The organism is Saccharothrix coeruleofusca (assembly GCF_017876325.1).
Taxonomy (GTDB): Bacteria; Actinomycetota; Actinomycetes; order Mycobacteriales; family Pseudonocardiaceae; genus Actinosynnema; species Actinosynnema coeruleofuscum.
This window is the reverse complement of the sequence record NZ_JAGINV010000001.1, coordinates 7,529,242-7,541,777: the sequence shown is the minus strand read 5'-3', so window position 1 is coordinate 7,541,777 and position 12,536 is coordinate 7,529,242. Positions and strand designations below refer to the sequence as shown.

Below are 12,536 nucleotides of genomic sequence, written 5' to 3'. Positions count from 1 at the left end.
GTGGCACGATCAGGCCCATGGCCGAGCTGCTGACCGACGACCAGCTCAACGCGGAGCTGGCGAAACTGCCGGAGTGGAGCGCCCAGGACGCCGCGCTGGTGCGCACCGTGGAGCTGGCGAGCTTCACCCGGGCGATCCAGGTGGTGAACCGGGTGGCCGAGATCGCCGAGAACGACGACCACCACCCGGACATCGACATCCGCTGGCGGACGCTGACGTTCCGGTGCAGCACCCACTACCTGGGCGGCATCACCGCGCTGGACGTCTCCTTGGCGGAGGAGATCGACGGCGTGCTCGACGCGCTGTCCTGACGCCCGCCCTGACGCCCTCTCAGCGCCACCGCGATGGCGACCAGCGTCAGCACGCCCGCGGCGGGGTAGACCCAGCCCAGCGCCGAGTAGTACCAGGGCCTGGGGATGGTCCAGATCGACGGCTGCACCCTGAGCAGGAACGAGATCAGGAAGCTGCCGATCGCCACCACCCAGACCCACGCGGCCACCGCGCACAGCCGGTGGCCGCCCCGGTACACCAGCCACATCAGCGCGGGCACCACCCACACCCAGTGGTGGCTCCAGGAGATCGGCGACACCAGCAGTCCCAGGAACTGCACGGCCACCACACCGGCGAGGGTGTCGCGCGCCCGCACGGCCGCGCGCAGCGCCCACAGCGCCAGCGCCGCCGCGACGGCCACGCCGAGCAGGAACAGCGGCCCGCTGCCCACGTCGTGGCCGACCGTGCGCGACAGCGCGCCGCGCAGCGACTGGTTGATCGCCGAGCCGACCGGCCCCACCCGTTCCGCGTCGCCCAGCAGTTGGAACCAGAACTGGTGCGACTGCCCGGCCGACACCAGGTAGCCCAGGCCGACGGTGACGCCGAACGCGACGAACGACCACACCGCCGCCGCCCACCGGCGGGTGGCCAGGAAGTACAGCCCCGAGATCGCCGGGGTCAGCTTCACCCCCGCCGCGACGCCGACGCCCGCGCCCGCCACCCACGACCGGGCGCTGACCACCGTGCCGATCAGCAGCGCGGCCAGCACGAGGTTGACCTGCCCGTAGTTCAGCGTGGTGCGCACCGGCTCGACCCAGACCAGCAGCCCGGTCCACAGCAGCACCCGGCGCGGCTCGGCCGAGCCGACCAGCCGCAGCGCGGCGCGGACCAGGAACCACAGGCAGGCCAGGCACAGCAGCTGCCAGAACCAGCGCGCCACGCCCCACGGCACCCAGGACAGCGGCACGAACACCAGCGCGGAGAACGGCGGGTAGGTGAACGGCAGCGCGAACTGGTCGGAGAACTCCTTGAGCCGCCACTGGTACAGCTGACCGGTGAACAGCTCGGGCGAGGCGTTGCGGTAGACCATCAGGTCGATCATGGTCATCTTCGCCTGGAGCGCGACCATCGCCAGGTGACCCAGCAGCGAGAGCCCGAAGATCCACGGCGCGAAGGCCAGCGCGCGGGCTTCCAGGGCACGCAGGTTCACAGCACTGCCTCCACGATGGTGTGAATTACGCGACTACCGGGGCACGAATCCGGGTACTCGTACGTCAAGAGGAGTGGGAGATCAACCGCAGCAAGGGGATATGCATGACCGCCGACATCGTCGTGTTCACCGTCGCCGCCTTCGGGATGCTGGCGACCGCCGGGGGCGTCTTCGCGCTCGCCCGGCACAGCCGCAACGAGGTCCGCTGACGCCGGGTGGGGCCTCCTCGACCGAGGAGGCCCCACGTCCCGGTGTACCGCCCCCAGGCGGCGACATGTCGACATCGCGACAGCACAGTAGCTTGACCTGATGCCACCTCCGCGCCCGGAAGGCCGGTTCGCGGACGATTCCGACCACTTCTCCGGAACACCGCGCCACGTCGAAGTGATCGACGGTGCCCCTTTCTCCCTGCGGCCCCAGCGGTCGTGGCACGGCCGGTTCATCACCGGACTCACGGTCGCGCTCATGGACCAGGCCCCGGACGGTTTCGAGGTGGAGCGCGAGATGACGATCCGACTCGACGCCCGCAACCGCCCGGAACCGGACCTGCTGGTGTCCACCGCGCGATACGACCCGAACCGAACGTGGTTCGAGCCCGCGGACGTCGCGCTGGTCGTCGAGGTGGTCTCACCGGAATCCGCCCACCGCGACTTCAACGTCAAGCTGCGCAAGTACGCCGAGGCAGGCATCCGGCACTACTGGTGCGTTGAGGACGAGGACACCACGCCCGTCGTGCACGTCTACGAGCTGGACACGCCCACGAAGGCATACGCGCCGGCGGGGATCTTCCGGCACTCGCTCCAGCGTTCAGTGCCGTTCGACATCAACCTGGACCTGGGCGCACTCGCCACCGGCCGCCGGTAGGGAGGTGGGCGCCACGCGCCCACCCCGCCTGCAAGTACTACCCGACACGACCGCGAGGGCGCACAACTACTACCCGGCAACCCGGACGCGCGGTTCGCCCTACCCGGATGCGCGACTCGCGGGTCAGACGTTGAAGCGGAACTCGACCACGTCGCCGTCGGCCATGACGTAGTCCTTGCCCTCCATGCGGACCTTGCCCGCCGCCTTCGCCGCCGCCATGGAGCCCGCCTCGACCAGGTCGTCGAACGAGACCACCTCGGCCTTGATGAACCCGCGCTCGAAGTCGGTGTGGATCACGCCCGCCGCCTGCGGCGCGGTGGCGCCCTGCGGGATGGTCCAGGCCCGCGCCTCCTTGGGCCCGGCGGTCAGGTAGGTCTGCAGGCCGAGCGTGTGGAACCCCGCGCGGGCCAGCGCGTGCAGCCCCGGCTCCGGCTGGCCGATGGACTCCAGCAGCTCGCGCGCCGACTCCTCGTCCAGCTCCAGCAGCTCGGACTCGACCTTGGCGTCGAGGAACACCGCGTCGGCCGGGGCGACCATCTCGCGCAGCTCCTTGCGCTTGGCCTCGTCGGTGAGCACGGCCTCGTCGGCGTTGAAGACGTAGAGGAACGGCTTGGTGGTGAGCAGGCTCAGCTCGCGCAGCAGCGAGGTGTCCACTTCGGACTGCGCGGCGAACAGGGTGCGCCCGCCGTCGAGGATCGCCTTGGCCCGCTGCGCCGCCTCCAGGGCGGGCCGCCGGTCCTTCTGGGTGCGGGCTTCCTTCTCCAGCCTCGGGACGGCCTTCTCCAGCGTCTGCAGGTCGGCCAGGATCAGCTCGGTGTTGATCGTCTCGATGTCGCTGGCCGGGTCGACGCGGCCGTCGACGTGCACCACGTCCTCGTCGTCGAAGACCCGGATGACCTGGCAGATGGCGTTGGCCTCGCGGATGTTGGCGAGGAACTTGTTGCCCAGGCCCGCGCCCTCGGACGCGCCCTTGACGATGCCCGCGATGTCGACGAAGGACACCACGGCGGGCACCTCGCGCTCGGAGCCGAAGATCTCGGCCAGCTTGCCGAGTCGCGCGTCCGGCAACGGCACCACGCCGACGTTGGGCTCGATGGTCGCGAACGGGTAGTTCGCCGCGAGCACGTCGTTGCGCGTGAGGGCGTTGAACAGGGTGGACTTGCCGACGTTGGGCAGGCCGACGATACCGAGGGTCAGGCTCACGGACCAGCAGTCTACGCGCTGCGCCCCCGTGTCCGATTTCCGCGAGACCTCGGACGTCCCCGCTGGCAGAGTGGTGTGCGTGCTGCTCGACACCGAACGCGCCTACCGGGCGGTCGCGGCCCGCGACGCCCGGTTCGACGGGTGCTTCATCCTCGCCGTCCGCACCACCCGGATCTACTGCCGCCCGTCCTGCCCCGCGGTGACGCCCAAGCGGCACAACGCCGAGTTCTACCCGACGGCCGCCGCCGCGCAGGCCGCGGGCTACCGGGCGTGCCGCCGCTGCTTGCCCGACGCGGTGCCCGGCTCGCCGGAGTGGAACCTGCGGGCCGACCTGGCCGCGCGGGCCGTGCGGCTGATCTCCGACGGCGTGGTGGAGCGCGAGGGGGTGCCGGGTCTGGCCCGGCGGCTGGGCTACTCGGAGCGGCACCTGTCGCGGGTGCTCACCGCCGAGGTCGGCGCGGGACCGCTGGCGCTGGCCAGGGCGCACCGGGCGCACTCGGCGCGGCTGCTGATCGAGACCACCGACCTGCCGTTCGCCGACGTGGCCTTCGCCGCCGGGTTCGCCAGCGTGCGGCAGTTCAACGACACCATCCGCGCGGTGTTCGCCTGCACGCCCTCGCGGATGCGCGCGGCCCGGTCGGCGGTGGGCACGACCGGCCGGATCACGCTGCGGCTGCCCTACCGGCCGCCGTTCGACGCCGAGGGGCTGCTGGCGTTCTTCCGCGCCGAGGCCATCCCCGGTGTGGAGGACGTCTCCGACGGCACCTACGCCCGCTCGCTGCGGCTGCCGCACGGCCCGGCCACGGTGCGCCTGACCCCCGCCGACGGGCACGTGTCGTGCTCGCTGCGGCTGGCCGACCTGCGCGACCTGGGCACGGCGGTGAGCCGGGTGCGGCGGCTGCTCGACCTGGACGCCGACCCGCAGGCGGTGGACGCCTTCCTGGGCCGCGACCCGGTGCTGCGCCCGCTGGTGCTGGCCCGGCCCGGCGTGCGGGTGCCGGGCAGCGTGGACGGCGCGGAGACGCTGCTGCGCGCACTGGGCCACGTCTCCCCCGGTGAGCCGCTGGAGGTCCCGGACGGGCCGATCACCCACCTGTACCCCGCGCCGTCGGCGATCGACTCGCCGGTGGCCCGCGCGCTGGCCGAGGGCAGGCTGGTGGTCGACGTCGGCCGCGACGCCGACGACCTGCGCGCCGAGCTGTCGGCGTTCCCCGGCGTCGGGCCGGAGGTCGCCGACCACGTCGTGATGCGCGTGCTGGGCGCACCCGACGTACCGCTCACCCCCGACCACTGGCGGCCGTGGCGCTCCTACGCCGCCATGCACCTGAGGAGGACCGCGTGACCGCGTTCACGTCGACCGTCGAGACCCCGATCGGCCCGTTCACCGCGGTGGTGGCCGCCGACGGCGCGGTGCTGGCCAGCGGCTGGACCGCCGAGCTGGACGACCTGCTGCCGCAGGTCTCGCCGTCGCTGCGGCCCGACGCCGTCGCCCCGCGCCGCGACCTGGGCGCGGTGACCAGGGCGGTGCGCGCCTACCACGCGGGCGACCTGGCCGCGATCGACGACGTGCCGGTGCGGCAGCGGTCCGGGGCGTTCCTGGAGCGGGCGTGGGAGGTGCTGCGCTCGGTGCCCCCGGGCAAGCCGGTCAGCTACACCGAGTACGCCCTGCTGGCGGGCCGCCCGGCGGCGGTGCGGGCGGCGGCGACGGCGTGCGCGCGCAACGCCGCGACGCTGTTCGTGCCGTGCCACCGGGTGGTGCGCACGGGGGGCGCGGTCGGCGGGTTCCGCTGGGGCCCGGACGTGAAGCGGTGGCTGCTCGACCACGAGCAGCGCTGAACCCGGTGGCGCGTCGCCGGTCCGAGCGGTTACCTGGACCGGTGACGGGGGTGCTGATCGGGGTCGAGAACGTCGCCACGCCGGAGTGGGCCAAGCGCAGCCGCAAGGCGGTGCGGGTCAGCCTGGGCACGGCGGTGCGCAGCCTGCCCAGGGCGATCCGGCTGGTGGGCGCGCTGGCCTGGCGCACGTCGCCGAAGCTGACCGCGCTGGCGGTCGCGGTGCACGTGCTGTCGGGCTGCGTCACCGCGTTCGGGCTGCTGGCCACCGCGGACGTGTTCGCCGCGCTGCTGCGCGAGGGGCCGACGCCGCAGCGGCTGGCGCAGTCGCTGCCCGCGCTGGCCGTGGTGGTCGGGTCCTACGCGCTGCGCGCGGCGCTGGACGCGGCGGTGGCGGCGGTGGAGAGCTCGTTGCAGCCGCGCGTCACGCGCGCGGCCAACGACGAGGTGACCGCCGCGCTGGTGCGGGTGGAGCTGCTGGCGTTCGAGGACGCGGACTTCCGGGAGCTGGCCAGGCAGGGCGGCAGGCAGGGGGTGCGCAGCCTGGAGACCAGCCTGCGCCAGCTGACCGCGCTGCTGTCGTCCACGATCACGCTGCTGGCCGCGGTGGTGACGGTGGCGCTGCTCAACCCGTGGCTGGCGCCCGCGCTGCTGCTGGCCGCGACGGCCAACGCGTGGGCGGCCGGGCGGATGTCGCGGCTGCGCTACGAGCACTTCCTGGACTCGGTCACCCGCACCATGCGGCAGCGCGTGGTGGAGGAGGTGGCCACCTTCCGCGAGTTCTCGCTGGAGCGGCACGCGCTGACGCTGCAGGAGCGGCTGCTGGCCGAGCACCGCCGGATCGCGGAGAGCCTGATGGCCGACCAGATCCGGATGGCCCACCGCACCAACGGCGTCCGGCTGCTGGGGCGGGCGCTGGCCGGGGTGGGCACCGGCGCGGCGTACGCGGTGCTGGGGCTGCTGCTGTACGCGGGGGCGCTGGACCTGGCGCTGGCGGGCACCGCGGTGCTGGCGATGCGGACCGGGTTCTCCGCGCTGTCGGCCACCACCGGCTCGGTGAACTCGCTGTACGAGGACTCGTTCTACATCGACTTCTACCTCAAGCTGATCGACGAGGGCGCCGCGCGGCGGCAGCGGTCCACCGGGGTCCAGGCCCCGCACGACCCCGAGCGGATCACCCTGACGGGGGTGTCGTTCACCTATCCGGGCAAGGAGGAGCCCGCGCTGCGGGACGTGGACCTGACCGTCGAGCGCGGCGAGGTGATCGCGCTGGTGGGTGAGAACGGGTCGGGCAAGACGACCCTGGGCAAGGTGCTCACCGGCCTGTTCCCGGCGACCTCGGGCACGGTGCGGTGGGACGGCGTCGACCTGGCCGAGGCCGACCTGCGCTCGGTGCACTCGTCGGTGGCGGTGATCGCGCAGGAGCCCGCGCGGTGGCCGATGACCGCCCGGACCAACGTGACCGTGGGGCGGCTGGACCGGGAGGACCCGGACGGGGCGGCGTGGCGGGAGGCGGTGACCGGGTCGGGCGCGGACGAGGTGATCGCGTCGCTGCCCGCCGGGCCGGACACCGTGCTGTCGCGGCAGTTCAACGACGGGCAGGACCTGTCGGGGGGCCAGTGGCAGCGGATGGGCATCGCCAGGGGCACCTACCGGGACGCGGCGGTGCTGGTGGCCGACGAGCCGACCGCGGCGCTGGACGCCAAGGCCGAGGCGCGGGTGTTCGAGGGCCTGCGCCGGGCGACCGCCCGGCGCACCACGGTCCTGGTGACCCACCGCCTGGCCAACATCCGCAACGCCGACCGGATCGTGGTGCTGGACCGGGGCCGGATCGTCGAGCAGGGCACCCACGAGGAGCTGATGGCCGCCCGCGGCCACTACCACGAGCTGTTCGAGCTCCAGGCCTCCGCCTACCGCGGCGACCTGCTCCCCCCATCCGCGTCGGCAAGTACTACCCGACCCACCGAAACCGGCCGTTGACTACTACCCGGCCCGTGCTCCTCACAGGCGCGGGTAGTAGTTACGCGCTCGGCGAGGGGGCACGGGTAGTACTTGCCGACGCGGGGTCAGCCGGTCACGAGTTGCAGCGTCGAGCCGGTGCGGGCCTTGCGGACCCTCAGCCGGGTCGGGATGCGCTGCCGCAGCTCCTCCACGTGCGAGACCAGCCCGACCACCCGACCGCCCTCGCGCAGCTCGTCCAGCGTGGTCATGACCAGGTCGAGGGTGTCCGCGTCCAGCGTGCCGAAGCCCTCGTCGATGAACAGCGTGTCCAGCACCGCCCCGGCGCCCACCACGTCCGCCAGGCCCAGCGCCAGCGCCAGCGAGGCCAGGAACGACTCCCCGCCGGACAGCGTCTTCGCGGGCCGCCGCTGGCCGGAGTAGTCGTCGAGCACGTCCAGCCCGAGCCCGCCGCGCGTCCCGCGCGGCCCGGCCTCGGTCGAGTGCACGAACCGGTAGCGGCCCTGGCTCATCCGCTCCAGCCGCGTGCTGGCCGCCACCGCGACCTCCTCCAGCCGCGCGGCCAGCACGTAGGTGCGCAGGGTCATGCTGCGGGTGTTCTGCCCCATGCCGTTGATCACGTCGGTCAGCGCGTGCAGCTCGGCGTACTCGGCCTCGACCGGCTCCAGCTCCGCCCACGCCGCGCGCAGCTTCCCGGCCAGCGCGCCGGTCCGCGCGGCCCGCTCGCGGGCCGCCGCCAGCTCGGCCGAAGCGCGCCTGGCCGCCTGGTCGGCCTCCCGGAACCGCTGCTCGGCCCCCTCGACGTCGACCTCCTCGGCCGGGTCGACCTCGGCCAGCTCCGGTTCGGCGAGCACCGCCTCGGCGGCGGCCCGGACGTCGTCGACCCGCCGCACCCGCTGCTCCAGCTCGGCCACGGCGGCCTCCTCGCGGGCCGCCGCCACCGCTTCGGCGACGTCGGCGAACCCGGCCTCGGCGGCCAGCCGCGACGTCTCGACGCGCTGCTCGGCCAGCCGCTCCGCGCAGTCGGCGACCGCGTCCCGGCGCTGGGCCAGCGCGGCCAGCGCGTCGGCCAGGTCGAGCAGGTGCGCCCGCCGCGCCACCACGTCCGCGAACTCCCCGCGCGCCGCCGCCAGCCGCTCGGCCCGCTCGCGCACCACCTCGGCCAGCTCGGCGCGCCGCGCGGCCAGGTCCGCGACCTGCTGGTCCAGCTCGGCGCGCCGCGCGGCCACCCGATCCGCGACGCCCTCCGCCTCGGCCAGCGCCGACTCCCGCGCCGTCCGCTCCCGCGCCACCGCCGCGACCCGCCGGTGCTCGGCCGCCAGCTCCTCGGCGGGCCGCTCGCCCGCGGTCTCGCGCAGCGCGGACACCCGCAGCTCCGCCTGCACGGCGGCCTGCTCGGCGGCCCGCCGCCGGTCCGCCGCGCGCTGCTCCGCCCCGGCCGCGCGCTCCTCGTCCTCGGCGGTCACCGAGCCGTGCACCGCCCGCGCGGGCGCGGGGTGCTCGGCCGACCCGCACACCGGGCACGCCTGGCCGTGCCGCAGCGCCAGCGCCAGCTCCCCGGCCATGCCCTCCAGCCGCTGCTCGCGCACGCGCTGAAGGGTGTCCTTGGCCTGCTGCTGCGCGTCGACGGCCGCGCGCCGCGCCTCCTCGGCCGCCCGCAGCGCGGCGACCGCCTTCGGCAGCTCGGCGGCGGCGTCCGCCCTGGTCCGCACCTCGTCCAGCCGCGCGGCGGCCACCTTGGCGTCCTCGACCGCGCGCCGGGCCCGCTCCAGCCGCTCTGGCAGCCCCTCCTGCTCCGCGACCAGCTCGGCCAGCCGCGCGGACGCCCGCTCGTGCTCCTGCTCCCAGCGCGCCGCCCTGGCCAGGTCGTCGCGCTGCCGCTCGGCCTCGGCGGCCAACTGGGTCAGCCCGCCCGCCTCCTCGCGGAACGCCTCGCTGTCGGCGCGCAGCCGCGTGCCGGTGTAGCCGAACGACGCGACCTCGCGCGCGGCCTGCTCCTCAGCGGCCACCGCGGACCGCAGCGCCTGCTCCAGCCGCCGCACGGCGGTGTGCGCGGGCACCACGACCGACGCCCGCCGCGCCGCGTCCCGCTCGGCCAGCCACTCCCGCCGCCGAGGCTCGGCCTCCGCGCAGCGCTGCAGGTTGCGCCGCGCCTCGCGCACCCGCCGCACCCGCTCGTGCCGGACCTTGGCCAGCTGCCACCGCTGCTCCACCGCCCGGCACGCCGCCGCCGACGCCTCGGCGCGCGCCGCCGCGTCCCGCTCGGCCTCGTCGAGCCGCTTGACCAGGGAGCTGAGCCACTCCTCGTCGCCGCCGCCCTCCGGCGGCTCCTCGTGCACCACGCCCGCGATCTGGTTGACCAGCGCGCGGTTGGCCTCCCGCAGCTCCCGCAGCTCCCGGCCGCGCACCGTGCGGCGGTCCCGGAACCACTTCTCCACGGCCAGGAACCGCTCGGTGCCGAACAGCTTCTCCAGCAGCTTCTCCCGCTCGGCCGTCTCGGCCCGCAGGAACTTCGCGAACTCGCCCTGCGGCAGCAGCACGACCTGGAAGAACTGCTCGGCGGTCATCCCCAGCAGGGCCTCGACCTCGCGCGCCACCTCGTCGATGCGGGTGTGCCCGTCGCCCTGCCAGCCGCTGACCCAGGTCAACGACACCTTCGCCTGCTGCCGGGTGGAGCCGCCGCCGCGCTTCTTGGGCCGCTCGTACTCGGGGCTGCGCACCATCCGGAACCGGCGCTCGCGCACGGTCAGCTCCAGCGACACCTCGGTGACCGCCTCCGGGTCGGCGTAGTCGCAGCGCAGCCGCTTGACCTCGCCGCGCGCGCCGGGGACCTTGCCGAACAGCGCGAACGCCACCGCGTCCAGCAGCGTGGTCTTGCCCGCGCCCGTGTCGCCGTGCAGCAGGAACAGCCCGTCCGAGCCGAGCAGGTCGAAGTCCACGACCTCCCGCCCCGCGTACGGGCCGAACGCGCACAGCTCCAGCCGGTGCAGCCTCACCCGACCCCCTCCCGCGCGGCGGCCTCGAAAGCCTCCCGCAGCAGCGCCAGCTCCCGCTCCGCCGGGCCGTCGCCGCGCACGTCCTCGATGAAGCAGCAGGCGATCTCCTCGTCGCCGCGGTCGCGCACCCGCTCGGCGAACCGCAGCTCGCCGGGACGCCCGCCCTCCGGCCGCCACTCCACGTGCACCGCGTGCGGGAACCTGCCCTGCAGGCGGCGCAGCGCGTCCAGCGGGCGCACCGGGTCGGTCAGCACCACGGACAGGAAGTGGTCGGCCACCGCGTCGTGCTCCGGGTCGAGCAGCAGGTCGTCGAGCGCGCCGGTGAGCGTGGCCAGCGCCCTGGGCACCGGCAGCTCGCGCCGCTCCACGCCCGCCAGCCCGCCCGCGTCCAGCTCCACCAGCCACACCGACTTGGTGTGCCGGGCCTCGGAGAACGAGTACGCCAGCGGGCTGCCCGAGTACCGCAGGTGCTCGGCGATCCGCTGGGCGCCGTGCAGGTGGCCCAGCGCCACGTAGTCCACGCCGTCGAACACCGCGCCCGGCACGTCCTGGACCCCGCCCACGGCGATCGTCCGCTCCGACTCGCACGGCTGGCCGCCGGTGACGAACGCGTGCGCCAGCACCACCGACCGCGCGCCCGGCCGCCCGGCCAGGTCGGCGCGGACCCGGCGCATCGCCTCGGTCAGCACCCCGCCGTGCCCCCTGGCCTGCGGGACCTCCAGCCGGTGCCGCGCGGTCTCCGGCTCCAGGAACGGGATGCCGTACACCGCCACCGGTCCGTGGTCGTCGGCGAACAGCACCGGCTCGGCCAGCGACCCGATCCGGGTGCGCAGGTGCAGCCCGCCCGCCTCGGCGAACCCGGAGAACATGCCGATCCGGGCCGCCGAGTCGTGGTTGCCCGGCGTGACCACCACCCGCGCCCCGGCCGCGCGGAGGCGTTCCAGCACCCGCGAGCACACCGCCACCGCTTCGGCGTTGGGCACCGCGCGGTCGAACAGGTCGCCGGAGACGACCACCGCGTCCACCCGCTCGTCGGACACCAGGTCGGCCAGCCCGCCCAGCACCTCCTCCTGCTCCCGCAGCAGGTCGCGGCCGTGGAACACGCGCCCCACGTGCCAGTCGGAGGTGTGCAGCAAACGCATGGCGGTCACGCTAGGGGGGAGCACCCGCCGGGCCGCGCACCGGCCCCGGCGTGTCGTTCGATCGCGCGTTCCCGGCATGATCGGGGCGTGACAGCGGTCCTCAGCACGGCGGCGGTGGTCGTGGCCCTCCTGCTCGCGGGGGCGCTGGTCTTCCTGTGGCGGCTCTACCAGGACGCCGTGCGGCGCACCGACGTCGCGCTCCTGGCCGTCCAGCAGGAACGGGCGCGCGCCGACGCGCAGCAGGTGGCGTTGCAGCGCTACGAGGTGGCGTTCTCGTCGGTCAGCGGCCGGGGCGAGCTGGGTGAGCGGGTGCTGGTGGAGACGGCGCGCGCGCTCGGGCTGCGCGAGGGCCTGCACTTCGAGCTCCAGGTCGACGTGGCGGGCGGCGGCTCCGTGCGGCCGGACATGGTGCTCACCGTCGGTGGCGGCAGGCGGGTGCCGGTGGACGCGAAGATGAGCCTGGCGCTGTGGGCCGAGGCGGTGGAGACCGACGACCCGCGGGAGCGCGCCGAGGCGCTGCGGGTGCACGTGCGGCACATCCGGGCGCGGGCCGCGGAGCTGGCGGGCAAGGGCTACCAGCGCTGGGCGGACGCCATCTACGGCACGATCATGTTCGTGCCCAACGACGGGGCGGTGGTGGCGGCCATGGACACCGACCCCGAGCTGCTGCGCTGGCTGCTGGACCGCCGGGTGTTCCTGTGCGGCCCGACCGGGTTCGCGGTGCTCGCCTCGGCGGCCATGTTCGCGGCGACCGACCGCGCGCTGGCCGACGACGTGGAGCAGGTCCGCGCCCAGGCCGGGCGCGCGCACCGGGCGGCGGACTCGGCGGTCGAGGCGGTCAACCTGTCCAGCACCCACCTGCAGCGCTTCCTGTCGGCGCGGCGGCGCGAGCTGGAGGCGCTGGAGGGCTTCCGGGCCGCGGTGGAGCCGCTCAGCGCCGCGTCGGGCACGCCGACGCCGGTGCCGCTGGTGCGGCGCGCGGACGAGCAGGCCGAACTCGGTGCACCCTTGGACGCCCGCGAGGCGTAACAACAGTCGGCTACCGTGTGCCGACCAGGTC

10 protein-coding genes are annotated in these 12,536 nt (G+C 74.8%); 6 read left to right on the top strand and 4 right to left on the bottom strand.

Annotated features, from left to right (window positions below; all coding sequences use genetic code 11):
* The first annotated feature begins 17 nt into the window (after window positions 1-17).
* Complete coding sequence (locus JOF41_RS35160; RefSeq protein WP_209623898.1) at window positions 18-311, top strand: 4a-hydroxytetrahydrobiopterin dehydratase; 294 nt, start codon at window positions 18-20, stop codon at window positions 309-311.
* Here JOF41_RS35160 and JOF41_RS35155 read toward each other — a convergent pair.
* A complete protein-coding gene (locus tag JOF41_RS35155; protein WP_209623897.1) occupies window positions 236-1,480 on the bottom strand; it encodes a mannosyltransferase in 1,245 nt (414 codons plus the stop codon). The two genes, JOF41_RS35160 and JOF41_RS35155, sit on opposite strands and share 76 nt — an antisense overlap.
* Before the next feature lie 309 nt (window positions 1,481-1,789).
* Between JOF41_RS35155 and JOF41_RS35150 the strand changes: the two genes are divergently transcribed.
* Entirely contained in the window at window positions 1,790-2,344 is a 555-nt protein-coding gene (locus tag JOF41_RS35150) for a Uma2 family endonuclease (RefSeq protein ID WP_189224433.1), read from the top strand.
* A 123-nt stretch (window positions 2,345-2,467) separates the two neighbouring features.
* Here the strand turns inward: JOF41_RS35150 and ychF are convergent, their stop codons facing one another.
* Window positions 2,468-3,547, bottom strand: a complete 1,080-nt coding sequence (gene ychF, locus JOF41_RS35145; RefSeq protein ID WP_209623896.1) for a redox-regulated ATPase YchF — start codon at window positions 3,545-3,547, stop codon at window positions 2,468-2,470.
* Window positions 3,548-3,626: 79 nt separating this feature from the next.
* Between ychF and JOF41_RS35140 the strand changes: the two genes are divergently transcribed.
* The 3 genes from JOF41_RS35140 to JOF41_RS35130 are packed head-to-tail and all read left to right on the top strand — an operon-like array spanning window position 3,627 to window position 7,359.
* Entirely contained in the window at window positions 3,627-4,889 is a 1,263-nt protein-coding gene (locus tag JOF41_RS35140; protein ID WP_209623895.1) for an AlkA N-terminal domain-containing protein, read from the top strand.
* Window positions 4,886-5,383, top strand: a complete 498-nt coding sequence (locus JOF41_RS35135) for a methylated-DNA--[protein]-cysteine S-methyltransferase (RefSeq protein ID WP_209623894.1) — start codon at window positions 4,886-4,888, stop codon at window positions 5,381-5,383. The genes JOF41_RS35140 and JOF41_RS35135 overlap by 4 nt, the downstream gene beginning before the upstream one ends.
* Window positions 5,384-5,424: 41 nt before the next feature.
* Window positions 5,425-7,359: an ABC transporter ATP-binding protein gene (locus tag JOF41_RS35130; protein WP_189224429.1), complete on the top strand. Its 1,935-nt coding sequence runs from the start codon at window positions 5,425-5,427 to the stop codon at window positions 7,357-7,359.
* 86 nt (window positions 7,360-7,445) lie between these two features.
* Here JOF41_RS35130 and JOF41_RS35125 read toward each other — a convergent pair whose 3' ends face one another.
* Window positions 7,446-10,334, bottom strand: coding sequence for an AAA family ATPase (locus JOF41_RS35125; RefSeq protein WP_209623893.1), 2,889 nt, complete (start codon window positions 10,332-10,334; stop codon window positions 7,446-7,448).
* Window positions 10,331-11,476, bottom strand: coding sequence for an exonuclease SbcCD subunit D (locus JOF41_RS35120; RefSeq protein WP_189224428.1), 1,146 nt, complete (start codon window positions 11,474-11,476; stop codon window positions 10,331-10,333). The genes JOF41_RS35125 and JOF41_RS35120 overlap by 4 nt, the downstream gene beginning before the upstream one ends.
* Window positions 11,477-11,563: 87 nt before the next feature.
* Between JOF41_RS35120 and JOF41_RS35115 the strand changes: the two genes are divergently transcribed.
* On the top strand, window positions 11,564-12,505 hold the full coding sequence (locus JOF41_RS35115) for a DNA recombination protein RmuC (RefSeq protein ID WP_209623892.1): 942 nt from the start codon (window positions 11,564-11,566) through the stop codon (window positions 12,503-12,505).
* The last annotated feature ends 31 nt before the right edge of the window (window positions 12,506-12,536 follow it).

Coding starts and splice junctions, on each gene's coding strand:
- JOF41_RS35160 (WP_209623898.1), top strand. CDS start 18: ATGGCCGAGCTGCTGACCGACGACCAGCTCAACGCGGAGCTGGCGAAA.
- JOF41_RS35150 (WP_189224433.1), top strand. CDS start 1,790: ATGCCACCTCCGCGCCCGGAAGGCCGGTTCGCGGACGATTCCGACCAC.
- JOF41_RS35120 (WP_189224428.1), bottom strand. CDS start 11,476: ATGCGTTTGCTGCACACCTCCGACTGGCACGTGGGGCGCGTGTTCCAC.